The organism is Alkalibacter saccharofermentans DSM 14828 (assembly GCF_900128885.1).
GTDB classification, from domain to species: domain Bacteria; phylum Bacillota; class Clostridia; order Eubacteriales; family Alkalibacteraceae; genus Alkalibacter; species Alkalibacter saccharofermentans.
Genome location: NZ_FQTU01000017.1, coordinates 17183 through 42459, shown reverse-complemented (window position 1 = coordinate 42459; position 25277 = coordinate 17183). Strand labels below are relative to the sequence as shown.

At 38.8% G+C, this 25277-nt stretch carries 27 protein-coding genes, 1 tRNA gene, 1 riboswitch and 1 other annotated feature; of the genes, 12 read left to right on the top strand and 16 right to left on the bottom strand.

Annotated elements, in window-relative coordinates; all coding sequences use genetic code 11:
• Nucleotides 1-80 precede the first annotated feature (80 nt).
• From BUB93_RS10210 to BUB93_RS10195, 4 genes are all read right to left on the bottom strand, one after another.
• On the bottom strand, nt 81-512 hold the full coding sequence (locus tag BUB93_RS10210) for a hypothetical protein (RefSeq protein WP_073271743.1): 432 nt from the start codon (nt 510-512) through the stop codon (nt 81-83).
• Between the two features lie 161 nt (nt 513-673).
• Nucleotides 674-1570 carry an HNH endonuclease gene (locus BUB93_RS10205; RefSeq protein ID WP_073271739.1) on the bottom strand — a complete coding sequence of 299 codons (897 nt, stop codon included), beginning with the start codon at nt 1568-1570 and terminating at the stop codon, nt 674-676.
• A 655-nt stretch (nt 1571-2225) separates the two neighbouring features.
• Nucleotides 2226-3395, bottom strand: coding sequence for a tyrosine-type recombinase/integrase (locus tag BUB93_RS10200; protein WP_073271735.1), 1170 nt, complete (start codon nt 3393-3395; stop codon nt 2226-2228).
• A gap of 15 nt (nt 3396-3410) precedes the next feature.
• Nucleotides 3411-4304 carry a helix-turn-helix domain-containing protein gene (locus BUB93_RS10195; protein ID WP_073271731.1) on the bottom strand — a complete coding sequence of 298 codons (894 nt, stop codon included), beginning with the start codon at nt 4302-4304 and terminating at the stop codon, nt 3411-3413.
• A 148-nt stretch (nt 4305-4452) separates the two neighbouring features.
• On the opposite strand from BUB93_RS10195, the gene BUB93_RS10190 reads away from it, so the two are divergent.
• From BUB93_RS10190 to BUB93_RS10140, 11 genes are all read left to right on the top strand, one after another.
• Complete coding sequence (locus BUB93_RS10190) at nt 4453-4653, top strand: helix-turn-helix transcriptional regulator (protein ID WP_073271728.1); 201 nt, start codon at nt 4453-4455, stop codon at nt 4651-4653.
• Nucleotides 4654-4719: 66 nt separating this feature from the next.
• Nucleotides 4720-4875: a hypothetical protein gene (locus BUB93_RS11395; protein WP_159432080.1), complete on the top strand. Its 156-nt coding sequence runs from the start codon at nt 4720-4722 to the stop codon at nt 4873-4875.
• The gene (locus BUB93_RS10185) at nt 4872-5063 is read left to right on the top strand and encodes a MerR family transcriptional regulator (RefSeq protein ID WP_073271726.1); all 192 of its coding nucleotides are present in this window, start codon (nt 4872-4874) and stop codon (nt 5061-5063) included. Before BUB93_RS11395 ends, BUB93_RS10185 begins: the two co-directional genes overlap by 4 nt.
• Nucleotides 5064-5165: 102 nt before the next feature.
• Nucleotides 5166-5900 (top strand): hypothetical protein, encoded by a 735-nt coding sequence (locus BUB93_RS10180; protein WP_073271723.1) that lies wholly within the window; start codon nt 5166-5168, stop codon nt 5898-5900.
• A 12-nt stretch (nt 5901-5912) separates the two neighbouring features.
• Entirely contained in the window at nt 5913-7232 is a 1320-nt protein-coding gene (locus BUB93_RS10175) for a replicative DNA helicase (protein ID WP_073271720.1), read from the top strand.
• A 27-nt stretch (nt 7233-7259) separates the two neighbouring features.
• Complete coding sequence (locus BUB93_RS10170) at nt 7260-7664, top strand: hypothetical protein (protein WP_073271717.1); 405 nt, start codon at nt 7260-7262, stop codon at nt 7662-7664.
• A 190-nt stretch (nt 7665-7854) separates the two neighbouring features.
• Nucleotides 7855-8040, top strand: a complete 186-nt coding sequence (locus tag BUB93_RS10165; RefSeq protein WP_073271714.1) for a hypothetical protein — start codon at nt 7855-7857, stop codon at nt 8038-8040.
• Nucleotides 8041-8188: 148 nt separating this feature from the next.
• A complete protein-coding gene (locus BUB93_RS10160) occupies nt 8189-8545 on the top strand; it encodes a hypothetical protein (RefSeq protein ID WP_073271711.1) in 357 nt (118 codons plus the stop codon).
• Nucleotides 8542-8778: a cold-shock protein gene (locus tag BUB93_RS10155; RefSeq protein ID WP_073271708.1), complete on the top strand. Its 237-nt coding sequence runs from the start codon at nt 8542-8544 to the stop codon at nt 8776-8778. The genes BUB93_RS10160 and BUB93_RS10155 overlap by 4 nt, the downstream gene beginning before the upstream one ends.
• Nucleotides 8779-9539: 761 nt before the next feature.
• Nucleotides 9540-9953 (top strand): hypothetical protein, encoded by a 414-nt coding sequence (locus tag BUB93_RS10145; RefSeq protein ID WP_073271704.1) that lies wholly within the window; start codon nt 9540-9542, stop codon nt 9951-9953.
• A 202-nt stretch (nt 9954-10155) separates the two neighbouring features.
• On the top strand, nt 10156-11073 hold the full coding sequence (locus tag BUB93_RS10140; protein WP_159432079.1) for a BRCT domain-containing protein: 918 nt from the start codon (nt 10156-10158) through the stop codon (nt 11071-11073).
• Nucleotides 11074-11477: 404 nt separating this feature from the next.
• On the opposite strand, the gene BUB93_RS10135 is transcribed toward BUB93_RS10140, so the two are convergent.
• The 3 genes from BUB93_RS10135 to proS all read right to left on the bottom strand — a co-directional run bounded on the left by BUB93_RS10135 (nt 11478) and on the right by proS (nt 13625).
• Nucleotides 11478-11554: transfer RNA gene (locus BUB93_RS10135), tRNA-Arg, on the bottom strand.
• Between the two features lie 54 nt (nt 11555-11608).
• Nucleotides 11609-12184 carry a xanthine phosphoribosyltransferase gene (locus tag BUB93_RS10130; protein WP_073271697.1) on the bottom strand — a complete coding sequence of 192 codons (576 nt, stop codon included), beginning with the start codon at nt 12182-12184 and terminating at the stop codon, nt 11609-11611.
• Nucleotide 12185: 1 nt separating this feature from the next.
• Nucleotides 12186-13625, bottom strand: coding sequence for a proline--tRNA ligase (gene proS, locus BUB93_RS10125; protein ID WP_073271694.1), 1440 nt, complete (start codon nt 13623-13625; stop codon nt 12186-12188).
• 42 nt (nt 13626-13667) lie between these two features.
• Nucleotides 13668-13865, bottom strand: a binding site (T-box leader).
• A gap of 149 nt (nt 13866-14014) precedes the next feature.
• Here proS and BUB93_RS10120 point away from each other — a divergent pair.
• The gene (locus BUB93_RS10120) at nt 14015-14578 is read left to right on the top strand and encodes a biotin transporter BioY (RefSeq protein ID WP_242945501.1); all 564 of its coding nucleotides are present in this window, start codon (nt 14015-14017) and stop codon (nt 14576-14578) included.
• 17 nt (nt 14579-14595) lie between these two features.
• Here the strand turns inward: BUB93_RS10120 and BUB93_RS10115 are convergent, their stop codons facing one another.
• The 9 genes from BUB93_RS10115 to BUB93_RS10075 all read right to left on the bottom strand — a co-directional run bounded on the left by BUB93_RS10115 (nt 14596) and on the right by BUB93_RS10075 (nt 25266).
• Complete coding sequence (locus tag BUB93_RS10115) at nt 14596-15609, bottom strand: LCP family protein (RefSeq protein WP_073271691.1); 1014 nt, start codon at nt 15607-15609, stop codon at nt 14596-14598.
• Nucleotides 15610-15686: 77 nt separating this feature from the next.
• A complete protein-coding gene (locus BUB93_RS10110) occupies nt 15687-16871 on the bottom strand; it encodes a right-handed parallel beta-helix repeat-containing protein (RefSeq protein ID WP_073271689.1) in 1185 nt (394 codons plus the stop codon).
• A 171-nt stretch (nt 16872-17042) separates the two neighbouring features.
• On the bottom strand, nt 17043-18548 hold the full coding sequence (locus tag BUB93_RS10105) for a right-handed parallel beta-helix repeat-containing protein (protein ID WP_073271686.1): 1506 nt from the start codon (nt 18546-18548) through the stop codon (nt 17043-17045).
• A 67-nt stretch (nt 18549-18615) separates the two neighbouring features.
• Nucleotides 18616-18691, bottom strand: a riboswitch (cyclic di-GMP riboswitch).
• A gap of 201 nt (nt 18692-18892) precedes the next feature.
• Nucleotides 18893-19615: a CpsD/CapB family tyrosine-protein kinase gene (locus tag BUB93_RS10100; RefSeq protein WP_073271683.1), complete on the bottom strand. Its 723-nt coding sequence runs from the start codon at nt 19613-19615 to the stop codon at nt 18893-18895.
• Entirely contained in the window at nt 19602-20300 is a 699-nt protein-coding gene (locus BUB93_RS10095; protein ID WP_073271680.1) for a YveK family protein, read from the bottom strand. The genes BUB93_RS10100 and BUB93_RS10095 overlap by 14 nt, the downstream gene beginning before the upstream one ends.
• A 94-nt stretch (nt 20301-20394) precedes the next feature.
• Complete coding sequence (locus tag BUB93_RS10090) at nt 20395-21903, bottom strand: lipopolysaccharide biosynthesis protein (protein ID WP_073271677.1); 1509 nt, start codon at nt 21901-21903, stop codon at nt 20395-20397.
• Between the two features lie 15 nt (nt 21904-21918).
• Nucleotides 21919-22737, bottom strand: a complete 819-nt coding sequence (locus BUB93_RS10085; RefSeq protein ID WP_073271673.1) for a LicD family protein — start codon at nt 22735-22737, stop codon at nt 21919-21921.
• Nucleotides 22738-22749: 12 nt separating this feature from the next.
• Nucleotides 22750-23916, bottom strand: coding sequence for a hypothetical protein (locus BUB93_RS10080; RefSeq protein WP_084117232.1), 1167 nt, complete (start codon nt 23914-23916; stop codon nt 22750-22752).
• A gap of 18 nt (nt 23917-23934) precedes the next feature.
• Nucleotides 23935-25266 (bottom strand): O-antigen ligase family protein, encoded by a 1332-nt coding sequence (locus BUB93_RS10075; protein ID WP_073271668.1) that lies wholly within the window; start codon nt 25264-25266, stop codon nt 23935-23937.
• Nucleotides 25267-25277: the final 11 nt, after the last annotated feature.

Sequence of the window (25277 nt, the reverse complement as noted above, 5' to 3'; positions counted from 1 at the left end):
TGTAAAATATTTTTATCATATTTTTTTAAATCAAAAAAACAAACCGATCAATTTGACCGGCTTGAACTTATTATCGCTTTTTATTTCTCTTTTTCATCATCTACATCATCAACTGCTGCTTTCAAATTCTCTCTTGCTTCTTCAACTTTACCTTCAGCTTTTTTTTTAAGTTCTTTAGCTTTATCCTTTGCTTTTTCAGTTTTTTCAGCTGTTTCTTCTTTCAACTCATCAGCTTTATCTTTGACTTTTTCTACCTTGTCGTCTATCTCGCCCTTAATTTTTTCGCCTTTTTCAGACAACTCTTCAATTTTATCTTTAGATTTTTCTTTAATGCCCTTAAGCTTGTTCTTGGTTTTTTTCAAAGAATCCTCCGCCCGATCCTTTGCTTTTTCAAATTTATCATCCGCCTTATCTTTTACCTTGTCAACCTTGTCCTCTGTCTTATCAACTATTTTTTCACTTTTGTCTTTTGCTGAACCAAAAATTTTCTTTACGCCGTCTTTTAAACTCATCACAATACCTCCCTTAATAGAATACTATCCTCACATTTGATTTATACCCAATATTTTCAATTCTATCAGTTTGAGCGTAGTATTAAATCTCTTAGATGCTACAATTAACATAATTAATAAAATCTAAAAAAAATGAGATACACATAATGAGCGTTTTTATCTCACTCTCTTTCAAACACAATATTCCTATGCCAGTCTAAATATCTCTTGTTGCCATCAGAAAGTTCATAAATGATTCTTCTATCGACGTTCAACTTATCAATATCTCCATGTAGCTTTTTAGAAATCATGCTCGTTCCTGAGTCTTTAAAAGTTAATAATCCTTTGTCAAATAGCTTATCGTGATTAGGGCACAAAATAAATCCATTATCTGTATCAATTTTCTCAAAATCAAGGCTGTCCTTCCAAGGCTTTATATGGCTTGCAATGAGCAATGAGTAATTTCTAACTCCACACAGCATACACCTGTCATATCTTTCTAATAGCCTGTTTCTAAATTTCTCTTGACCTATCCTCCCCTTTATGATGAACTCTTTTTCTGTTTCTTTAATTCCCAGTTTTTCAGTCTCACTGACCAGGTATTTATACTCATCTTGCAAATCTACCCGGCTGTCGAATGGAATCCCCGTTTCATACTCTATACGTCTGATACATAATTCTTTTGTCATCTCATATACAATCGTGCAATCTTTGGATTTTATATCAATATCAATCCAAAAATATTCACCATCAAATCTGGCATGTCCGTACAAACTGCTGCCACCCCAATATTTCATGGGATTTGATTCAATCAGATGTATAATATATTTTTTATCAAAAAAATCAAAGTACTTTCTCTTACCCGAATCTCCAAATGATAAATCTCGAATTTCCGTATTGTCTGTTAGATATCTATAGAAATCCAATGCTACCTCTTCAGCTTTAACCGGCATGAACCATTTGCTTTTTCCTCTGGAAAGCATGCAAATCAAAAGAATGAGTTTGTATATTTTAACTTGTCCGTGTTGTCTATTAATTTTTGTCGAATTAATTTCATTATACCAAGCTTCATATCCCATAATTCCACCCCAAAACCAGAATCTGAGTCAAGCTTAATATTGGTGCTTGACTATATTCTTGATATTTCTCATTTACAAATACTTAGTAATAGTATAACAAAATTGTATTTGTGTTTTAAATATAATTTTGTTATTTTGGCCCCCTACGAGGTTTATGAAACCGGCAGGTTCGAAAACCTTTATTTATACATATTATAAAACGCCCTAGTCTGACGACTAAGGCGTTTTATAATGGCGTGCCCGAAGGGATTCGAACCCCCGACCTTCTGATTCTAGTTCAATCGTTTTATAGCTTTCTTTATTTCTTCAAAACGTACTGTTATCAAGGCTTTTAGTTTTATAACGTGTTAAATAGTTTTGCATTATTTCGTACACAAGTGGCGATTAAGTGGCTAATTTCAGTGGCGACAAAAATCACTAAAATGGTGAAATGTGCGATTTATTGATTTAAGGCTTATATATGCGTTTTAAGCCTACTTATTCATTTTAAGCCTATTTATATTACTTTTTTATTTTCTCTTTGTTTTGAGCCTCTGAAGGCTTTTAGCAATGTCATTCAAACCATATCAAATTAAAATATGCCTAAGCGGAATCACTTAAGCATATATCCAGCACTTAATTATACTTTTGGTGGCGAATCCATTTTTGGACCCGTCTATTTCAGCATATCGTTTAACGTCATTATGCCCTTTTCCTTTTCCTCTTTCAGCACGTGGGTATATATCTCTGTAGTCTGTATGGAGCTATGACCCAACAACTTTGATACTGTGGTTATAGGTACCCCGTTTTCAATAAGCCTGGTGGCGAATGTATGCCTTAATGCGTGAAACTTCTTGTGCTCTACCCCTACCCTTATTAAAAACCTGGTCCATGATCTGGTAAAATTGCGCTTGTCTATATATGTCCCGGTTAGTGATGGGAAAAGAAGGTTGTTTTCTTCATAAGCAGAACCAAGCTTAAGCTTTTCCTTCTTAACCAGTATGCTAAGCCTTGAAAGCTCTGTTTGCATCGGATTGGGAATAGGCACTTCTCTTACTGAACTTTTTGTTTTTGTCTTGATTACCTTTACCCCATAGTGATAGTTCTTTTCATCACTAAAAGTCTTTACAACGCTTAATGACTTGTTTACATAAACATACCCGTCTTTTACATCGGTCTTTTCAAGTGCCAGTATCTCCCCTAGCCTTAAACCGGTAAACAGTGAAAACAAAGCGACATAGCGCAGCTTCTCATCTTCAAGATTAGCGTGTATGGTCTTTATTTCTTCTTTTGTGAATACTTCTATGTCTCTATCTTCCGAATCGTAATCAGCTTCATTTGTCTTTGGCAGCTTTACCCCTACCGTTGGATCTTTTGATATATAGTCCTCTGACAGTGCAAACTTGAAGAACTTTCTTAATACCTTATGAATATTTTCAACCTGTGATATGGTCTTTCCCTGTGCGATCATGTCATTGTATTGCTTCTGTAGGGTTAACTTTTTTATCAGCTTCACAGGCTGAACGGCTATCTGTGTGCCTTTTATATGATTTCTGTATATACCCTCGTAACGCTCGAATGTAGAGCTTTTAAGCCCCGAAAGCTTCTCGATGTTCCATAGCCAGTTATACAAGGCTCTATCAAGGGATTGGGCGCCCAAATCAGGGTTTATGCCCTCTTCAAGCTCCTTAGCATACTGTTTCTTCTTTGCTTCTGCTTCTCCCTTAGTCTTGCCATAGAAGTTTTTATATAATAATTTGCCCTGTTCGTCTGTGCCAATCTTAAGCCTTGTGCGGTAATAGTCGTTGTTGTTTATGCGGCTGTTTGTTTTTGGTGCTCTGGCCATGGTATCACCTCCGGGTTAGTTATTATTATCCTCTTTTTCCTCTTTAGCGTGAAATGGAACCCATCTAACAGATTTAATTTCTGAAAAATCTTTCTTGTATCTGTATTTGTCGTAAAGATATGCTAACAAATGTTTTGTGTCTTCTCCTTGAATTATTTCTAAAAGAACTTCGCTGCTGACTTCTTCCACACACCCCAGGTATACATATATACTCTTCAAATCGTGCATGGCTTGATTGATTTCTTGATGGTTAATGTTTTTTCTCCTTTGCTGAAGAAGGGATTCGTGTTTTTTCATAAACCTCAATACTTCTTCATACGTTTCTTTGTCGAGCTTACCTTTGAACTCACTTTGAAATCCTTCCAAGGAATCGAAAAAGAAAATTGAATATCCACCGATTATGCGCATATAACTTGTATGTTCGATGACTTCAATGAGTGGAACGTTCAATATAATCGCCATCTTGATGTAAACATGTAACGGCGCCAATGCTCCCAGTTCGTAAAAATACAAATCTTCTGGCTTAATTTCTATGGCATCGGCAAACTCTTCCGCACTCATGCCTAAAGACATCCTTAGCCTTTTGATATTCGGTTCCGATTCATACACGTCGTTTTCAGTCGTTAGGTTTAGAAATTTATTGTAATCAATATCATACCTATGCGCATAATCGTTTATCGCATTTATATCAAGCATGAAGGTGTCGATATTTTGCTTAGCCCCAATCAGGTAATAAAAATCGTCTTGGAAGAAGGATGCTAGTTTTAAAACAACTTCAAGAGATGGATTTTTTTTAACGCCCTTTTCCAACTGCTGGATATACGCGCCAGAAACTCCAACTTCCTTTCCCAACTCTGCTTGAGAAATCTTTCTATTTTCCCTTAATTCTTTCAATCTTTCCTTGATCAAATATATCACCTCAATCTAATAATACCACACAGTTTATATATCGCAATCATTTTTTAAACTACAGCTTATTGTTTTTCTTGACATAACTGTAGTTTGTAATGTATACTTCAAATATAAACTAGAGTTTGTTTGGAGGGAGGGTGAGATTATGGGCAAGTACACAATCAAAGCAAAACGAGTTGAAAGAGGCATCAAACAAATGGATTTATCACAGAGCATTGGAATTTCTCAACAGTATTTATCAAAAATAGAAAAGAACGCAGCTAACCCATCTAGAGATCTAATGATCAAAATTGCCAAAGAACTAGATGCAGACATAAAAGATTTATTCTTCAACGAAACAGAGTAAAGTCTCCGTGAGTCGAAAGGCTATCCGGAGCAATCAGGGGCTAAACTATGCCCAGGGGGTGTGATTATGTCACGTGAACGACAGAGGACAAATAAGAAAAAGAAGCACAGAGAAGAAATGTTTGACCTTAAAGTTAGTGTATCACTTTATACTGATCCAACCCCATATGAAGCAGTTAAAGAAATTATAAATAAAACTAAGAAAAGAGGTAAAACGAGATGAAAGAAAAGAAACTTCTTAGCATCAAAGAAGCTTCCCAAGCTTTTGGGATAGGTACCCAACGCTTACGAGAGCTTGCGAGAGTAGACCCAACCATGCCGATAATTAAAATCGGAACTGTCACAAAACTTAACAGAGACATGATGGATGCCTGGATTGACGAGAGAACAAAGGCAGGCAAAGGGTTATGATAGACGGATTGGGTTTTTTATTCATTACAGTAGGTGCAGCATATGTGTTAAATGAATGGCATTTAGATTATATCGAGGAGCTATTTGCAAGGAGGTGACAGAATGGAGAAAAGTACGGGTTGGGTGTGTTTGCACAGAAAGATGATGGACAATCAGATATTCAAATCAGATAAGTTGTGGAAAATGTACACCTGGTGTTTGCTGAAAGCTACCCATAAGGAAGTTGACCAAGTTGTGGGCAGACAGATTGTCAATCTCAAACCCGGCCAGTTTGTCACCGGAAGGCACTCAGCATCTAAAGAATTAGGCTTTAAATCATCAACAACAAACGACCTATTTAATCAACTTAAGTTCAATAACATCATTAGCATCAATTCCAACAACAAATTTTCAGTTATAACCTTGATAGGGTGGGACATTGAACAAGTTTATCAAGAAGGCACCGTCATCAAGGATAGCATCAGGATTGGCAACAAGTCCGACAACACCTTTGGCACAAACAACAATCTTAACAATCTTAACAATCTTAACAATAAAGATTATGCGCAAATGGCGGAGCAATTATGGAGCATCTACCCCAAGAAAAAAGGCAAAGCTAAAGCAATGGCTAAGATACCTAAGTTGATAAAAGAGTTTAGCTACGAAGAACTAGAAAGAGCTATAAAGAGATACACAGATGAGACCAAGGGCAGAGACACACAATATATCAAGCAAGGAGATACGTTCTTCAATGTCGGTTACGTTGATTACCTAGATGACAACTATCAGCCAACAGAAAGAGAAGAAGAGGACGAAATTATAAAAGAATTCCAAGAAATTAATAAAAAATACGGTTAGGAGGAATGGCGGTTGGATTTAAGCGATAAAACGATTGAGGAAAACATACTGGGAGCACTCTTAACCACTCAACCGAATCTAGATTTTGATTTAAAGTGGTTTACAGACAAAGATACCCTAACAATAGCAAAGGCTATCAAAGATCTACGCAAAGAAGGAATAAAACCTGACTTTGCAACAGTTACCAGGAAAGCAAAAGCAAACGGCAACAGCATATTACCGGCATACATTGGGGAATTGATTTCAAGTACCATGCCAGTAAACATCGAAGGCAACATCAAGACACTTAAAAAAATTCATACTCGCAGAACCACCATCGAGCTTTTAAGGGAAGCCCTAAACAAATTAGCCACAACTGATGAAGACGTTGATTTAATCAACACGGCACTAGCACACAAAATAGACACAGTGACAATCAACGAAGATTACAGCGATGATATCTCAAGTGTGGCAGAACGCTTTGAAAAACGCCTAAAGAGCCATGAGACACCCGAAGAAAGACAAAACTACTTCTACGGCATATATGGCCTTGATAGACTTACAAACGGATTGCACCCTAGCGAATTAACGACTATAGCTGCTAAAAGTGGCATAGGGAAAACAGCCCTCGCATTGCAGGTTGCCGGAAACTTTGAAACAAGGGGCAAGAAGGCACTTTTCATCAGCCGGGAAATGAGCGACACTCAGATACTTGCTAGAATGTTATCTCCCAGGGCAAGACTTGATGCAAGCAAATTTAGGGCAGGCACAAAAATGTCAAGTGACGAATGGGGCTTAACAAGCGAACTTCTTGAAGACATGAAAAAAAAGAAAAACCTGTTCATCAATGATCAGGTCAGCACGGTTACAGGCATCAAAAAAAGAATAAGAGCACTAAAACCCGACTTAGTAATAATTGATTATCTTCAACTCTTAACAGCGGAGACCAACGAAGCCAGCAGAGAAAGAGAAGTGGCCACCATTTCACGAGAAATAAAGATAATGACTCAAGAATTCAAGATTCCAATTATTCAGTTGTCACAGTTGAATGACGAGATGGGCGATCATCGACCAAAGGGCGAAAGGGTTATGAGAGAGTCTAAGGCGATATATCAAAATTCTAACAACGTGATCTACATCCACAAACCTACAGACAGCGAAAAAGCAGAATGGACAAAAGCTAACGAAACAACAACATCAGAGTTTAAAAGCATTAAAAAAGCAAGAAGCGAATTGGTAGAAATAATTCTCGATAAGCAAAGAGATGGAGCGACAGGAAGGTTCTTAAATGTCTATCAAGGTGAATATCTAAGGTTTATTTCACTATCAGATTTCAGGGATAGTTTGAGATAAAAATAAAAAACAAGGGAGATTAGAAAAATGAAAAAACAACTAACAGAAACAGAAAAGGAATTAATTTATCAAATCGAATCACTAAAAGCCATGGACGCATTCAAAACAATCACAGGAAGCACCGAAGAAGCAGAAAAAGAAATTGGTTATCTTGAAGCAGTGATCGAGCAGCTTTACGAATCGGCTGATGCGCTCTTGATTGAAAAAGGCTATACCGATGATGAAGCCGAAGAACTGATTGAAAGCCTAAAGAAAATAAACAACGGCGTACCGTTAGGATTTATACCAAACTGGATAAGTGGCGGCATGAATCTTGATGGTGTTGAACTATTCAGCGAGCAGACAGACGATAACAAACTAGAATTAACTTTCATGTTCAAAGAATCAGGCAATGAACTAAGCAAGTTTATAATCACCAAGGTAATTGAATAGCACCTGGAAGCACTCAAAAGCTTTCAAGCGTTTAAATGCCGATTTAAGCTAAGAACACATGTTCGCTTAATACTTTATCCTATTTATCAATTAATACCCTAATATGGGCGATTATGGGCTTCTCACAGCACTTCAAAACATAAATTAATATGCTAACTTTACCAAAACAGAAAATAAGGAGATTAGAAAAATGAAAAACTTGATACAGGAAATGAAAACAAATCACGTAACATCAAGCGATTTAGCGACTTTTTTAGGCGCGACAAGTGAGGAAATCGAAGCCAAGATAAAAAATCAGACCGTGACCTTCACAGAAGCCATAAAGATACAAGGGAACTTCTTCCCCTATATGAGCATTGAAGCTCTGTTCGGGTGATGTTATGACTGGAAAAACAAATACCCTGACATTTCTTACTTCTTAAAAAAGGGCAAAGAAGTAGTTGACCGAAATCTTGTGGAGTCATATTATTGCCACCTCGTTATATAAATTTCTAAAAAATATTTTAAAAAAAGGAGTAGAAAAAATGGAAACTAAAATAAAATTTGAAGCAAGAAATTCACTAGAGCAAGGTATATTAAAACTAGAGAAAGCCGATTTTATGCTGTCTCACTGGATTGCAGAATATGGGTATTCAAACAATCCCGATTTAAATTTAATTCTTGATTGGACCAAAGACATAAAACATGAAGGCCATACGAGAGAGCGACAGAAAGAATCGGTTAATTGGTTGATTGACTACGATATAATTCTCAACTTTATCGACATAGCAAAAGAATACGTCCGTGATGCAAACGAGATATTAGCCGAAACGGATAAGATCTTAAAGGCATTGCCAATAGAAAACATCAATGAAACCAATAAGGAGATGAACCTCAAATGACAAACTTAAGTAAAAAAGGTATCGTAATAAAAGTTTTCTATGACAGAGGTTATGGATTTGTTGCAGACATGGGCAGCGCAAAATCTTGCTACTTTCATGCTAGTAATTTGATAGATCCAGACACTTTTAATCAAATAGAAAAAGGCGACTTACTCAAATTCATTGGAGCCGAAAGCGACAAGGGACTTGAAGCCTTCCGAATAGAAAAAATAGATGCCGAAGGCATTGGATAATAGATCTGTATATTCCCCAGGGAAATGAGAACCACCTATTTTCCTTAAGGAGGTAGCCCCCTGGGTCGTAAAAAAAACATAGAAAAATTCAGGACCGGCGGGGGTAAATGTCTGTTACTGACCGAGCACTCGCATAAGGGTGTAGTAAAAATTTCATTACCAGTAGCGATAAATCCAAGGATTTAGAAGCTTTAATTAATTCATTTAAGGATAAACAAGCTTTTAACGACATTTAAAGTTATCAATCCATTTTTACCAGGACAAACAATCCGACAGTTTATATTTTAAATATTACATGATTCGAGGTGATAAATTGACCGTTCAAACAAAGGAACAGCTCATAAAAAAAAGAGCATCAGAGGCTTAAAAGGATATTTAAGGACATACCAAAGGACAAGTTAAACACAGTACATCGTTTAATAGAAAATGCTGCATTCATGGCCGTAACACTTCAAGACCTAGCCGAAACAATAAGCCGAGAAGGGGCAACGAGAAGTACCAGAACGGAGCCAACCAGTTTGGAATCAAACGATTTGCTGAAGCTGATTTATATAATACCATGATCAAGAACTACCAAGCGTTAATTAATAAACTTTTAGACATATTGCCAAAAGGTCTAGAGAGTGACCCGGAAGAAGATGCGTTTATGGAGTTCGTGAGAAGTCGTGGAGACTATGACAGAAGAAACAGATAGACCGAGAAATTTTGAACGTGCCCAGGGGTAAATCTTTGGGCATGTATCTTTTTAGTGAGGTGATTATATGACATTGCAAGAATTAGAGCAACTTCCTAAAAGAAGAGAGCGAATAGAAAACCTTAAGGACCAACTGGAAGAGATAAGAGCTAGAACCCTTATATCAAGCAGACCACGCTTAGACAACGTACAGGGAGGGTTCAGGAGCGATAAAACGGGAGATACAGCCACTAAGTGCGCCGATATATCCAAGATGCTGAATGATGAGATAAACGAGTACGCCAAGGCATACAAGGAGATACTGACTTACCTTGACAAGTGCCGAGATAAAGGCTTGATTGATTATGACTTCTACCTACTAGCCTTTGGACGGTTTATCAGATGCAATACCTGGAATGATATTGGCCAGTGGTTAGGGAAAAATCGTTCATCATGCCATAAGCGTTTTAAAAGAGATCTTCACAATATAATCACAGATTGAACAAAAAAACTAAGCCCACATTTGCGTTTTAAGGGCTTTTTTTAATGCCACCCAAGTGTTAATACCTATGAACATCAAGGGCTTATGTGTTTTTATTGATACAAATAATTATTTAATATAAAAGTAAATATTTTCTTATATTCCTTTGTTTTTTTGTTATAATTAAAAATATATAAAACTAAAATTAAAGGAGATGAATCAAATGAGTGAAAGATGCAAGGGATCTTCCCTGATGAACATAATCCCAAATTATACAGTTATTGATATCGAGACAACCGGGCTAGATCCACGATATGATGAAATTATTGAGTTAGCTGCCGTTAAAGTTCGTGACTTCCAGGTGGTCGATGAATTTCAAGCATTAATTGAACCCACATTTCCAATTGATGAGTTTATTACCCAAAAAACAGGAATCACAAACGAAATGTTAAAAGGCCAACCAATAATCGAAGCGATGATCCCTGAGTTTTTAAACTTTATCGGTGATGATATTGTCGTAGGACACAATGTCAATTTCGATATCAATTTTGTTTATGATAATAGTAAACACATTAAAGAATTTGACAACGACTTCATCGACAATCTGCGACTGGTACGAAAAATCTATCCTGAATTTGAAAACCATCGACTAGATACTGTTATGAAATATCTTGAAGTTGACCCAAGAACCATTCACAGAGCCCTAAACGATTGCCATGTTACAAATGAGTGCTTTATAAAAACGGTGCGCAAAATTGAAAGTGAAGGTATCGACTTAAGAAAAACTTCCTGTAAGCCACGTAAGTCAAATTCAAAAATAAATCTTGCAACACTTGAGCCTTTATCCCCTGATCAAATCAGCTCTGATCATATTTGTTATGATAAATATTTTTGCTTCACTGGATCTCTTGAAAATTTCACGAGAAAAGAAGCTGCGCAAATAGTTGTAAACATGGGTGGGATTGCACAAAACAATGTGAACAAGCAAACGAATTATTTGATTCTTGGTAATTTTGATTATTCCAAAATAAAAGATGACAAAAGTATAAAACTTAAAAAGGCTGAAAGCTTATATTTGAGTGGTCATGAAATTCAAATATTAAGTGAAAATGTCTTTTTGGATATAATCAAGGACAATTGAGAATATAATCAAGCTTTATGTTCCAAACGAACAAACACGACTAGTAAAGCTTGAATATAGGCAAATATGAGGCTCTCACGATATATCAAGAGGCAAAAGATAGCGCAAAACAGATTAACCAGAGGTATTGAATCCGTTCAATGTCGAATTTTCGACATTCAGCTATCATTGTACAAACATTCCCATTGAAACCAGAAAGACCTTCATAGCTAAATGACATAGCCTGAAAACAACGTGGCAAAAGTACCACATTAAGAACAGCCGAGCGCAAAATTGAGCCCGCCGACTATAGGCCCTTTATTCGTCAAATAGTGGCTAAATAGTTAATTCCATATTCTTCCGTGGCTAAAAAGTGGCTAATTGCATAAAAAAACAGGACCCGAAAGTCCTGAAACCCTTGCTAATGGCGTGCCCGAAGGGATTCGAACCCCCGACCTTCTGATTCGTAGTCAGACACTCTATCCAGCTGAGCTACGGGCACATCATTATGTATTATACCATAAATTGTTTTGATTAGAAGAAAAACTTTAGTTTTTTATTCTCTAAACTTTATCCTGCCATCTTCCATGGAATCTACAATAGCAAGGGACTTTAGGTCTATTCCTCTGCCTCTAATATCGTCTCCTCCACCTTGGAAGCCCTTTTCGATGACTATCCCCACACCTGCAAGTTTCGCTCCTGCCTGGTTCAAGATATCTTCAAGGCCGAGCATCGCTTTTCCATTGGCTAGAAAATCGTCTATTACCAGGACATTTTCTCCTGCTTTTAAGTATTTTTTCGATACCATCACCTTGTAGCTTTTTTTCTTGGTAAATGAATATACTTCACTATAATAGATATCTTTATCTAAGTTTAAAGATTCTGTTTTTTTGGCAAAGACTACCGGCACGCAATTAAAGTGCTGAGCCACTAGGCATGCAAGTCCTATTCCCGATGCTTCTATTGTAAGAATCTTATCAATCTTCTTGTCTTTAAAGTGTTCTTTAAAAGCCTTTCCTATCTCGTTGAAAAGCTCCACGTCTATCTGGTGATTCAAAAAGGAATCTACCTTGAGGATGTCATTGCCCAAGACGACTCCATCCTCAAGGATTCTATTTTTAAGCGTCTCCATCTTAGTAAGCCCTTGCAAAGTACGCCATTTGGTCAGCCTTTTCGCCACAGCATACACATTTTCCTTCTCCAATGGTCTCTTGATCAAAAGGCACGCATCTAAGTGTCGCTCCTGTAGCTTCTTTGATATTATCCTCGCACTCGCGGCTCCCACACCACATGGCCTTAACAAATCCCGGAGTTTCGGCGATGTTTTTCTTGAACTCCTCCATATCTACTGCCGTTGTGGTCTTTTCTTCTCTCATATTAAGTGCCTTTTGGAACAGGTTGTCTTGGATCTCATCCAGCAGTCTTTCTACTTCTGAACTTACATCTTCAAGCGCAACTTGGATCTTTTCTCCAGTATCTCTCCTTGCAAGGACGCATTGTCCATTTTCGATGTCCTTTGGTCCAATCTCAAGCCTGATGGGTACACCTTTCATCTCCCATTGATTGAACTTCCAGCCAGGTGAATAACCATCCATGTCGTCTATCTCAGCCCTGAAGCTCTCTTTAAGTCCATCAAATACTTCCCATGCTTTGTCAAGCACGCCTTCCTTATGCTGAGCAATCGGAATGACCACTATCTGTGTAGGCGCGATTTTAGGCGGCATCACAAGACCGTTGTCGTCTCCGTGAACCATGATAAGCGCACCGATAAGCCTTGTAGAAATACCCCATGAAGTATGATATGGATAAGCTTGGTTATTGTCCCTATCAAGATAAGTTATGTCGAATGCCTTGGTAAAATGCTGGCCAAGATTGTGGCTGGTTCCTGACTGAAGTGCCTGTCCATCGTGCATCAAGGCTTCCATGGTGTATGTCGCATAAGCTCCCGCAAATTTTTCCTTTTCGCTTTTTTTGCCTACTACCATAGGAATAGCAAGGTGTTTTTCAGCAACGTCTCTGTATATCTCAAGCATCTGCATAGTTTCTTCCTGTGCTTCATCGTATGTCTCGTGAAGAGTGTGCCCTTCCTGCCATAAAAACTCAGATGTTCTTAGGAAAGGTCTGGTAGTCTTTTCCCACCTTACCACGCTGCACCATTGATTGAATAAGTACGGCAGCTGTCTGTAAGTATTCAACCACTTGGAGTACATGCTGCATATAATCGTCTCTGATGTTGGTCTTATGCAAAGTCTTTCTCCAAGCTCTTTGTCCCCACCGTGGGTAACCCAGGCAACTTCAGGGGCAAATCCTTCTACGTGCTCTGCTTCCTTCTTTAAAAGACTCTCTGGAATAAGAAGAGGAAAATACATGTTTTTATGCCCTGTCTCCTTAAACCTCTTATCATATTCCTTTTGAATATTTTCCCATATAGCATATCCATAAGGCCTTATTACCATGAACCCTTTTACTGGTGAATAATCTACCAGCTCTGTTTTTGAAATTACATCTGTATACCACTGCGCAAAATCCTGATCCATAGGCGTAATGGCTTCAACTTTTTGTTTCTTGCCCATTTTATAAATCCTCCTTCAATAAAATAAAAAAACTCCCATCCAACAAAGGACGGAAGATTATCCGCGGTACCACCTTAATTAACACTTAAATGTGTTCTGCTCATCTTTATAACGCAAAGCTGCGGCATGTTTCCATGCGGCTCCAAGGCGGGTTCGACAATCTAAAATACGGATTTTCCAGCAACATCCGCTCTCTGTAAATTTAGTTTTTCATCTAATATTCCTTTTCAACGCCAAGTATTCAATTAAGCTCTATTATAAAAAACCTTTAGGCTCATGTCAATCGATTTATACTTCAAAGGACACTCGTTAACCTCTTCTAGTTTTTAGGTTGACACCAATGTTTTGATAGTCTATAATTATCTTAAATCAAAAAGGAGTGAACCTAATTGGAGACAAACAGACTAAACGCAAGAACCATGATATACTGCGCCATCTTTTCAGCACTTATAATAGTTGGAGCCCTAACTAGAGTTCCTGTACCCATGATACCTTTTACCCTGCAGTTCATGTTTACCAACCTGGCAGGGATGATGCTTGGACCAATATACGGGGCTTTATCCGTAACCATTTATGTGATTCTGGGTCTTATTGGTCTTCCCGTATTTGCAAACGGCGGAGGCATCGGTTATATATTCCAGCCTACCTTCGGTTATCTGCTTGCCTTTATCCTGGCAGCATATGTGGCAGGTAAGATGACCCGGAAAGAAGAAAACAGAAACCTATTAGGATATATAAAAGCAAGCATCACAGGCTTACTAATAGTATACGTTTTAGGATTTGTTTACTACTACTTACTTGCAAGTTTTGTTTTAGGCCTAAACGTCAATCCATCAGTGCTATTTTTGCACGCATTCTTACTGCCTTTGCCTGGAGATATTCTCTCTTGCTTCTTGGGAAGCGTTCTGGCTCTTAGGGTTCCAATGGTTAGAAGAAGCCTTGATACAGTTTAAGTCAAGGGCGCCGGTTTTTAGCTGCCGGCGCCTTTTTTTTGGTCCAAAAACTCGTCTATCTCATCGTCATTTTCATTTGCTATCCAGTAGCTTGTTCCATTTATCATCTGAGATCTCCCAGAAACCGTATAGTAAGTCACAGCGCCTTCCGGAAGCTGATTGAAGTAAGTAGCAAGAGCAATCATGTGCCTTGACGAGAGGTTTGTCTCTATGCCTGATCTGTAGTTTAGGATAATCCTGGCTGCCTCTATCATCTGATTGTTTTGCCTCAGCTGTTTATACATCGAGGATGTGAAGTTTTGAACCCGTAATATCCTGTCTATATCACCTCTTGGAGTCTTTCTCCACTGAATGTAGAGCATGGCTTCATCTCCGTTTAATACCTGTTCTCCTTTGTTGATCTCTATCCCTCTGCGGGCATCTCTCATATTTACATCAACATCTACCTTCACTCCGCCAATGTCGTCAACTATTCCCGGAACTGGATCCATCTTGATGGCAAAGTAATAGTCTATTTTTATATCCTCCAAGAAATTTTCAAGAGCCTCTGCACTTGCCTGGGGACCGTAGCCGTTTAAGCTGCCAAAAGCATATGCGTGTCCCAACTTGTCCATCCTATCTCTAATCGGAAGATACGCGTATGTATCTCTCGGTATGCTGAGCACTTTTATCCAGTTGTTATCAAGATCCATCCTTGCTATTACTATTACATCTGAGCGGTATATGCCTATATTTCTGTCCTCTGATTCGTCTATGCCCAGCATCATCAGTGTTATCGTATTTGAAGATGTATTCAAATCATCAATGTAACTGCCTTCATCTTCCAGGCTCTGTTCCTGTTTCGGTGCTTTTTCATTTTCTGCTTTTTCGTCATCTGGCTTATCGTTAGGAGCTTGAGCAGTATTTTCATCTCCTGTTTCCGGTACCAAAACGTTTTGATAATCCGTTGAATCGTAAATGTACTTGATTGAAGCTCCCAATGCAAATATCAACACTATTACAATGATTATGAGCAGCTTCCTTTTTTTCATTAAAATCATCCGCTTTCTTCAGGTGACTTTCGTATTTAATATATACCCTTTTTTAGCGTGATTTTAACGAGTTCAGCTTATTCAAGCATATTATAATTTGTTCCAACAGGGTGATCACCACTTATTCTATCAAAATAGTTACCATCAATAACGGTCTCACTTAAATTACCACCATTAAGTCGAATGGGAACGTATGAAGACGTTCCTTGAATTTGATTGCCTTTTATAACTACATTTATTGCGTCCGGATTATTTAGGTATATCCCAGATCTTGAGATTCCCGTGAGTTTATTGTCCACAAAAGATATGTTTTCCATTTCGTGGCTGTATCCATCGTTCCATCCTCCTATGGCCAAGCCCCAGCTGCAGTAGGATATATCGTTATTTCTAACAACTACGTCCCTTAGATATCCTCCCTTTTCATTTGCCAGGGTGATACCCTGTCCGCAGCTGTATATTATGTTGTCATACACCTCTATATCTTTCTGCTCCCCTTCATATGAATCTATGTATATTCCTATCTTAGGTATATTGTAGACCTCGTTGCCATAAATCTTTCCATAAGAGGAACCGTTCTTGGCATCTATCGCCTCTCCTCCTCTACCTGGGACATCGTTGGTAAAATTAAATACTTTATTGTTTTTTATTTCGAAGTAATCCACATTATCCAAGGATATTCCCTCTTGTGAGCCTGATGTGTTGATGCTTGCTCTTTCTATTGAATTGCCTTCTATGATTATATTTTCTGCATTCATAAATATTATTCCTGAGGCTTGAGTATTGTAGGTGGAGCAGTTTAGTATTTCAACATAACTTGATCCCTTGTCATCTGTAGTAGATCCAAACCCCGCCCATCTGGAGTTAATTACCCTTATGCCTTCAATTCTTAAATAGCTTTGAGTATTTATGTCAAAGAGGCTGCTCCAGTTATATCCCCAGTCTATTCCTTCACCGTCAACTACAACTGTTTCGTCCTGATAATTTGAAATAGTTATATAATTGTCCACTTCTCCTGACGTGCTCACTGTTACCGCTTCATTATAAACCCCTTCCCTTAAGTAGACCGTATCTCCTGCCACCATGTTTTCTGATGCTTTTTGGATGGTTCTCCACGGCTCGTCAAAAGTACCAGGGCTTTCATCATTCCCTTGAGTGGAAACATAATAAACGTTTTGTTCCTCCTCAACGTCCAAATTACAGCCAAGGAATAAAACAGGTATAACCAACAAAACCATAGCAGCAAGCATTTTTATACGTTTCATTTTATCAGCGCCTCTTTCCATAAAAATATACGCAACAAGCCCCAAAATTGTCGGATGTTCTTAACCTACAATTTGGGGCTTTGCTTAACAATTTATATTCTTATTATACTACACTTTACCATTTTTTATTGACAATCTTGTAATTAATGCCCATGATGCTTTAAAAAATGATTAATTAATTGTGTTCCCTTCAATAGTGGTCTCTGATTCAATTCCTCCGTCCATTACTATGGTTCCACCAGTTAATCTGTTTCCTGTAATAAAGATTCTTTTTGCATCTGGATTGTTCAAACGAATGTTCCCACCAGATATGGTGTTATTATAAAATTTTATATTGTCCATAGGACTTCTGTAATTATAATCCCAGCCTGCAACAGTGTATCCAACTCTGCAGTTTCTAATGGTATTGTTGTATATGTTTACGTTTCTCAGTGTTCCGCCCTTTTCAGACGCTACGGTTATTCCCTGTCCACAGTTGTATATGTTGTTTCCGTACACTTCGATATTGCTTGAGGTCTTGCTGTAAGAATCTATGTATATTCCGATCTTTGCGATGTCGTGGACTGTATTGTTGTATATCTTTCCGTTTGAAGACCCTTCCTTTGCGTCAATCCCCTCACCGCCAGCTCCCTGGACGCTGTTGGTTATGTTAAATACCCTGTTGTTTCTGATTACGAAGCCATTCACATTTGAAAATGAAATCGCTTCTTGAGAACCAGATGCCGTGCAAGCCTTTTCTACTGAATTTCCGTCAACTGTAATATTTGTTGCAGTATAAAATGCTATTCCCGACGCCCTCGTATTGGATGTAGAGCAGTTTATTACCTGAATATAGTTGGAGTTAGACTCTACCCTGGTGGAGCCTATTCCCGCCCATCTGGAATTGATCACCCTTAGGCCTTCAAGCCTTATGTAGCTCTTGGAATTAATGTTCACGAGGCTGTTCCAGTTGTATCCCCAGTCGATTCCTTTTCCGTCTACGACCGGCTTTTCACCTGGATAGTTTCTAAATGTAATATAGTTGCCGCTTGTCCCTGAGGTTTGCATGTCCACCTTTTCGTTGTAGGTGCCGCCTCTGATATAGACTGTATCCCCAGCTTTAACTGTATTTGCAGCCTTCTGTATGGTCCTAAATGGCTGTTGCTGTGTACCAGGATTTGAATCGTTCCCGCTAGTCGCTACAAAATATGCTCCTGCTACCAGTTTGACGCTGGTATCTCCTCTTGTTGCTTCGACACTACTTGTTGTCGATTCAGTCTTTGGAGCTGCTGTTTCAGTTTTAGTCGCGGTGCTTTGAGTACTTGTGCTGCTGCTTTTTGAAGCTGTTGATGTGTTTGCCGTTGACGTGCTTGTGGATGAAGTGCTTGTTGATTTGGAAGCTGAAGATTCAGTGCTTGCAACTGATTTTTCTGCATCTTTTTTGTCACTTGCTTCAACCTTTTTTTCTGCTTCTTTTTCTTCTTCTTGTTTTTCCGTCTCTTCTTCTGCATCATTGATTTTTTCAGATGCCGGCTTGTCTTCGTTTGCTATAGTGTTATCGCTTTGACTTATACTAGTGTCTGCGCTGTCGTCTGTGTCTAACCATTGTCCCGGATTCGCAAATGCTGCTCCGACCATGACAAAGAGTATAATCATACTGATTCCGACAAAAATAAAGCTTTTGTTGTTCTTTTTCATTGCTTTGTTTCCCTCTACTTTCTTTTTTCAACAGAGTGCCTGATGGATTCCAAACAAAAAAACCCCTTTTGGTAGCTGGCTGCCATTTTACAGGCCCTATAGCTTTGCGCCCCTTTCTTTCGGAAGGTCTGCCATTATCATTTGAAGTTTAATTTGTTTTAAATTAACTGGGAATGCTTCGTTCAGACAAACTGTCGCTTACTAAAAGGTCCAATATCTCTAAAACCTTTATTTTTCATGATGTTATCACAGCTGTTTTCCCATGTCAACATTAAGTTTTATCTGAATTTATTGCTTTCGAACTAAGTTTGTGTACCCATTATTTACAATTTATGTTTTTTGGTTCATCGTCCACATTTACCTTCATCGGATACCATATTGCCGGAGACGAAACCTTTCTCATAGTCCCTTAAATTTAGGTTTTTTTTGCTCTTTCCGCCGCTGTTTATTACAACACCTGCGATGTGGGCACCTATCTTTTCAAGTTTGTCCTTTACATCCTCAAGGCTTTTAAGTGACGTCTTGGCTTTTTTTACAACCAGGATGGTCGAATCCACGTTTGAGGCGATTATTGCCGCATCAAAGTAGTCTTCTATTGCAGGAGAATCAAATATAACTATACTATAGACCCTCTCAGTCTCATCGACAAACCGTGAAAACCTGTTGCCCATAAGAAGTGCTATGGGATTTTTATTGTCACACCCCGATGAAATATAATGCAGATTATCCGTATCTGTCTCAAGCAAGGCATCTTCCATAGAGCATTTACCCAACAGAATATCACTAAGTCCCATATTTCCCTTGTTCTTTATTTTTTTCGCAGCTAAAGGCTTTCTCATGTCTCCATCCACAAGCAGAGTCTTAAAGCCTGAAGATGCCATAGTCTTAGCCAACCCGTATGCTATGCTCGTTTTCCCCTCTGCCCGGCTGCAGCTTGTCATGACGTAGCTCGTGGTCTTTCTGCTATCTTCTTCCTTGGCAAGCTTTAAATTTACCGCTAGCACCTCGTATGCACTAGTTACTGCTCTGTTTATTTTATGTGAGCTGAGTGCTTTATTTCCCCCCATAGCCAAAATCCCCTTCATCAGTATTGTGTCTTGGTATAGTTCCCATCACTCTAAAACCCAAACCTTCCACTAGATCTTCTTCGAAATATACTTTTGGATTAAAATATTCCATTACGTATAATGCGCTAAATGACAATACCGAACCTGCTATCATGCCTAGGATCATAAATGCCACCCCATAATTTCTTTCCGGTTCGATAGGTACTATTGCCTCATCAAGTATGCCGACGTTTTCTGTATTGATAATGCTTCTAATAACCGTCGAAAAAGTCCTAGCCATGGAATTTGCTACAATCGCAGCCTTTTCCGGATCTTTGTCCTTCGCGTTGATATAAAATATATTTGAATCTATGCTGCTTGATATTGCGGTTTTTTCGAGTATTTCTTTTTCCGTCAGATTATACTGCCCAAGCTCCTCTATTACAGCTGAGATAACCCTCCTGCTGTGGATTACCTCCCTAAACTGGTTTAATACCTCCCGACTAAGCTGAATGTCGTAAAACTCCAATGTTTGTCCTTCTTCTCTTATTCTTTCCAGATCCATTGAATAAAGGGTTACTTCGGCTTTATATGTTGGAGGAGTATACGAAATCATCAAACCGGCCAGAACCCCTCCTACTAAGAAGGCAAAGGCCATGACCCACCACTTGCTTTTTAGAACTCCTATCAATCTTCTTATACTCAAAGCCGATCACCCTTCCTGTGGACACACCATCTTTAATTTACTTATACCTCTCAAAGAGTTATTCAAAACACAACTTGTCTACCGCGGAAAAACTTTATCGCCTTACCAGTTCCTTGATTCTAACAAAGATTTCGAGCATCACCTTTCTATCAAAGATAAAGCTTATCACCAGGGTAACAATACCACACCAAGCGGCCACTGCAAAAGCATCACGCACCCACCCTCCGTATGTTGACGGGTCTATAGTCATGCCAAGCCTAAATGGCAGGATAGAAACAGCTATCACTACAAACATTCTTACGACTCTAATATACGTAGTTTTAGGGGCTGTATCCAGTACTGCTTTTTTCACTACATCTATAAGACCATAAACCCAGTAAGATGCGGATATTATCATGGCCAAAAGAACTCCTGTCATTTCCCAAAACTGAACTAAAACAGCTCCTGTTGTAATTATCAATACTATCTGCCAAATGTTTACCCTTCTCGTTTCCCTGTAAAGACCCGATGAGTTTATAAGCGCCGTGTATGGAATCCTAACGTTAAACAATACTCCCCAGGTAACAAACAGATATCCGTAGACATTGCTGGCATAATCGATGTCTGTGACTCCCTGGGTATACAGCTCTACAAAAGAGTCGATAAGAATTAAAGCGCAGGCATATAAAAAAGCAGTGACGGCAAAAATAAAAAATTCGAACTGGGTCTGCACCCTCTTTAGCTTGTCCATTTCCTTGTTTGCCACAATATTTCCAAATGAAGCGGAAACTCCCGCTGTAAATATGGATGTTATTGCTATCAGTCCTGAAAACACCAGATTGTATATTGCAAAGACGCTTGCAATTTTCAGAGATGCGAATATCGAAATTAGCACTACCGGCACGGAAGTATTTATGCTGACGCTTAGCTGCATTATAAGTGCGTCCCATCTGCGCTTCAAGTACTTGCTGTCTGCCGGCTCTTTATATGTTATATAAGGGTAGTTCCTCTTTACATATGCAAGAAGCATCACAGCCCTTAGGATAAATGATACCAAGGGAACCGTTCTTACCCAAACCACGTAAGCTTCTATGGATATCATGTACGCCGTCAAAGCAAAGTTTACGATGTAAGCAATGGATAGCACTATGGATATTACATATTCCTTTTGATCAGCTACTAAAAGAACACGGTACTTTGCCATGGTAAAAAACTCTAAGGCACCGAAGGCTCCAATGACAATTACAAGCAGGGATATCGTTAACAAATCCGTGCTCTCGCTGCTTACTATAAAAGGATATATAAACGAGAGCCCTACGACCAAGGCAAAGTACACCCCGCTGGCCTTCAGGTAGGATCTTCTGGCTAATGTGACTATGCCGTCTACCTCTCTCAAGCTGCCTTTTGCCAATGGCTTGTAGAGAGCATAAATCAAAGCCGTTCCCAGGCCTGCTTCAACATAGCTAAAATATGCTACAAACTGTATGATGGATGTTACCAAGCCGTTTAATTCGGAGCCGTAAGTGGTAAGAAACATCCTCGTTAGTATCAGTCCCCCGGCAATCGTAAAAACCTGGAGGGTCGCAAAGGTAACTGAATTGTATATGAACCTTTTTGTCCTCAATGCCTCCAACCCCTTTTAAAGTTCATAGACGTCATAAACCGGTTTTCTCTCCTCAATGGGAGGCAGCTTCATGTAGTCTCCGTAAGTTGTTTTTAGATAACTGTCCCAGTCATGAGGCACATAATATTTTTCTCCTTCAAATTCCATCAGTACAGGGTCTCCAAAGGTGCTGCGAAGATGAGTACCCCTGTCGTATCCGTATTTGATTGCTGTTTGGCAAACATATTCTGTCTCCTCATCAATGTTATATTTTGTCATCTCCTTTTCCCTGTTTCTTTGAAAGAAGGAAAGGGAAAGAGGAATCATAAATAATTGTATTATTTTTTTTGCGATAAGCTTGCTGTTTAAGATTCCCTTGTCATATACGATACAAAGCTTATAAATCATCAGCTTGTCTATCATCTCCAACCGTTTCTTTTGCTTGTCTCTCAACACCAATTCATTTGGTATGTTGTCAAGGGAAAAAACATCTAAGTAGGCTCCTTTGTTAAATTTAAGGTGCCTGAAAAAATGCTCGCAGACATAAGTGCCCTGAACGCACAGCCTGCTGATGGGAGGGCTGAAATCAACATCAGTATGGTAATTTTGCAAAAAATACTTGCCGCTCAGTTCGTATTCGCACACAGACAAGAATTTATCATAGTCTGATCTCATCATGGCCAAATCGATGTCTGCATCCCAAGGGACAAATCCCTTATGCCTGACAGCGCCTATCAGCGAACCCCCAACCATATAATACTTAATATCGTATTTTAAGCATATTCGGTGAACTTCCTTTAAAGCTTCTAAGAGTATCTGGTGCAGTCTATCTATATCGAGTTTTTTCATTGTCATCCACTCCGCCTCCTAGTTGTTTCCGTTGGTTTTAATCAAATCTCCAAGCTCCACAGTTGTCAAGAATTCTATATCCGGCCATTTCTCCAAAACCTTTTCAAACAGATTGCTCAGGAGCCCCAGGTTTTTTTCTCTGTTGTTTTCATGTATAAACCCCATGTAGTTGAGCCTGTGAGTGCTAACAGTCGCAGGCTTTTTATACTTGAATGCATGCTCGATTTCCTCAATACACCTCTCAACCCAATCGTAATCCGGATTCCACGCCGGCTCAAAGTCGCAATTTCTCACAAGGTATATCTGGCCTCTTTTATTTTTTTGCCCAATGCAATGCCTTCTTTCATCGTAAAAAGAACCCTGTTTTTCTGGCCTTGGAACCAGCTGAACCCTTCCGCCCTGAATAAACTCTATACCAAGCTTAAACAGCTCCTCTTCCAGATCATCATCCCATACGTAGCAAGAGGCTATAAAAGATTTTGATTTAAACCCGAATATGTCTTCAAAAAGTTCCAGGCCCTCCTTTAGAACACTTGGCATATATGACGCGTCCTCATTATTTGATAAATTAAAGGAATCCATGTAGGCAAACTTGTTGTCCTTATCAAAGGAGCTGGCAGTGCTTATCATATTATAGTCAAAGGCTCTTCTAACTTCATCTTTACCGGATTTCAAGTCTCTCATCCACCTTGGTACGTTTAAGTGTTCCCTACAGTGAAATTGAGGAAAAATCACTCCTTTGCGAACTGCTTTATTCAATTCGATAAAAGAACCTCTATGGGATGGGTATCTCTCATAAGTTTTTGTAAAGGGCTCGTAGTAGTAACTTTCAAATTTTCCTTCTTCTATCTTCCTAAAGTCCGGATTTGCAACAGCGAAATTTGCAGTAACCACAGGATTTCTACCGTTTTTATCCCTGAAATTTTCCAATGCCTTTAACAGCGCTTTAACGTCTTCTTCACTTTCAAGAGAATCAAATTTTGTAAAAGGATCTTTATCCACCGGATCCTCAATGGAAACCAGCTTTTCATATATCTCTCCAGACGGCATTCTAATGCTGCCCCAGTCATCCGATTCGAAAACGAGCAGCTTCCTTTCAGTATGAAAGCCACCGGTGTTTATCTCCTTCAACAGATATTCTCGTTTTATTTTTTTTAATCCCTGCTTTATTTTTACCCTGTCCATCGCTTATCTCATTCCATTCTATGCGTTTTCAACCAAATACTTTTTCATCAAAAGCAATATCGCCGGAAAATAGAAAAATTCTCTAAAGTATAAAACGTCCAGTCCAAACCAAGGCATAACTATCGCAATAGCTAAAATCCCCATGTTCATCCAGTCCGAATAAACAAGTTTTCTGTCATCCATGAAACCTTTGAAAAGACTTTTCCACCAAATCCCCATTAAGATCACGCCAAACAGCCCGATTTGATAAAGCATCTCTATTAGGGTCATATGGGCATTATTTGTATTCAATATGATCCTCAGCTGGTCTTCCGAGAGACCAATTCCAAACAACAGCTTGTCGGTATTAGTCATAAGATAGTTGAGGTACACGCCCCACAAACCTACACGTCCGGTGGTTAGAGATGATGCGTCCTCTACTCGCCCAAATCTCAAAAGGTAAAGCTCCAGCTGCTGCATGAACAAGTCTTGACTTAAAACAAAAAACACCACTCCCATAATTGCGACCACCAGATATATTTTAAATGAAATGGACCTTTTACCCGTCATAAGATTAAACAACCAAAGAGATAAAACCACAAAAGCCGAGAGCATGAAAGCCTTTGAAACTGACTGCATGGCATAGTATATCAAGGCTATTATCAGTATCACTGCAGGTATTATGTTCTTTTTATTTTTTGTCTTAGTCAGTATAATCATAAGCCCTGAAATCGCAACCAGCATCTGAGCAGAAAAATAGTTTGGATCTGAATAAAATGCACTAAACCTGATGCCTACGGACATCTCGTTATTAATTACTATAAATGGTTGTATGTTAGAATTATCTATTAGTAAAAGCGCGGAAATACAAGCCGCCAAGTTTCCAAAGGCCAAAAAGAGCACGCTTACATCAAAACGTACTTTCTCCTTGTATTCCACAAGATAAATAGGTATAAAAAGCATCATTGCCATAAAAAAAATATATTGAGGCTCCAAGGGCAGCCTGTTAAGAAACTTTATGATAAGAGTATATGCTGCAAATATGATAACAATGGCAAAATATCCTCCCGATATATCAGGGTTTTTCTTTAACCATTTGGCTCCCACTATCAACAGTACCAAAAGCGTCACCAGTGAATGGACCGAGCTCATGCCGGGAGACAGTTTGAGGAGTGCTGTCCAAGGGAGATAAAATATCATTATAGGCATGTAGTATTCCCTAGGTGCAACTACGGCAAGCATCGCAAACCACATAATGGCCAAAAGCAACAAAAGCGAAGATCCCACTGCGTGTCCTACTGACAGCAATGCGACGTTTAACAGTGCAAGTATTAAGATATAGACTATTTTCCCTTTATCGCTTTTTATCATGGCTATTCTCC

Coding starts and splice junctions, on each gene's coding strand:
- BUB93_RS10210 (WP_073271743.1), bottom strand. CDS start 512: ATGAGTTTAAAAGACGGCGTAAAGAAAATTTTTGGTTCAGCAAAAGAC.
- BUB93_RS10205 (WP_073271739.1), bottom strand. CDS start 1,570: ATGGGATATGAAGCTTGGTATAATGAAATTAATTCGACAAAAATTAAT.
- BUB93_RS10200 (WP_073271735.1), bottom strand. CDS start 3,395: ATGGCCAGAGCACCAAAAACAAACAGCCGCATAAACAACAACGACTAT.
- BUB93_RS10190 (WP_073271728.1), top strand. CDS start 4,453: ATGGGCAAGTACACAATCAAAGCAAAACGAGTTGAAAGAGGCATCAAA.
- BUB93_RS11395 (WP_159432080.1), top strand. CDS start 4,720: ATGTCACGTGAACGACAGAGGACAAATAAGAAAAAGAAGCACAGAGAA.
- BUB93_RS10185 (WP_073271726.1), top strand. CDS start 4,872: ATGAAAGAAAAGAAACTTCTTAGCATCAAAGAAGCTTCCCAAGCTTTT.
- BUB93_RS10180 (WP_073271723.1), top strand. CDS start 5,166: ATGGAGAAAAGTACGGGTTGGGTGTGTTTGCACAGAAAGATGATGGAC.
- BUB93_RS10170 (WP_073271717.1), top strand. CDS start 7,260: ATGAAAAAACAACTAACAGAAACAGAAAAGGAATTAATTTATCAAATC.
- BUB93_RS10165 (WP_073271714.1), top strand. CDS start 7,855: ATGAAAAACTTGATACAGGAAATGAAAACAAATCACGTAACATCAAGC.
- BUB93_RS10160 (WP_073271711.1), top strand. CDS start 8,189: ATGGAAACTAAAATAAAATTTGAAGCAAGAAATTCACTAGAGCAAGGT.
- BUB93_RS10155 (WP_073271708.1), top strand. CDS start 8,542: ATGACAAACTTAAGTAAAAAAGGTATCGTAATAAAAGTTTTCTATGAC.
- BUB93_RS10145 (WP_073271704.1), top strand. CDS start 9,540: ATGACATTGCAAGAATTAGAGCAACTTCCTAAAAGAAGAGAGCGAATA.
- BUB93_RS10140 (WP_159432079.1), top strand. CDS start 10,156: ATGAGTGAAAGATGCAAGGGATCTTCCCTGATGAACATAATCCCAAAT.
- BUB93_RS10130 (WP_073271697.1), bottom strand. CDS start 12,184: ATGGAGACGCTTAAAAATAGAATCCTTGAGGATGGAGTCGTCTTGGGC.
- proS (WP_073271694.1), bottom strand. CDS start 13,625: ATGGGCAAGAAACAAAAAGTTGAAGCCATTACGCCTATGGATCAGGAT.
- BUB93_RS10115 (WP_073271691.1), bottom strand. CDS start 15,609: ATGAAAAAAAGGAAGCTGCTCATAATCATTGTAATAGTGTTGATATTT.
- BUB93_RS10110 (WP_073271689.1), bottom strand. CDS start 16,871: ATGAAACGTATAAAAATGCTTGCTGCTATGGTTTTGTTGGTTATACCT.
- BUB93_RS10105 (WP_073271686.1), bottom strand. CDS start 18,548: ATGAAAAAGAACAACAAAAGCTTTATTTTTGTCGGAATCAGTATGATT.
- BUB93_RS10100 (WP_073271683.1), bottom strand. CDS start 19,615: ATGGGGGGAAATAAAGCACTCAGCTCACATAAAATAAACAGAGCAGTA.
- BUB93_RS10085 (WP_073271673.1), bottom strand. CDS start 22,737: ATGACAATGAAAAAACTCGATATAGATAGACTGCACCAGATACTCTTA.
- BUB93_RS10080 (WP_084117232.1), bottom strand. CDS start 23,916: ATGGACAGGGTAAAAATAAAGCAGGGATTAAAAAAAATAAAACGAGAA.
- BUB93_RS10075 (WP_073271668.1), bottom strand. CDS start 25,266: ATGATAAAAAGCGATAAAGGGAAAATAGTCTATATCTTAATACTTGCA.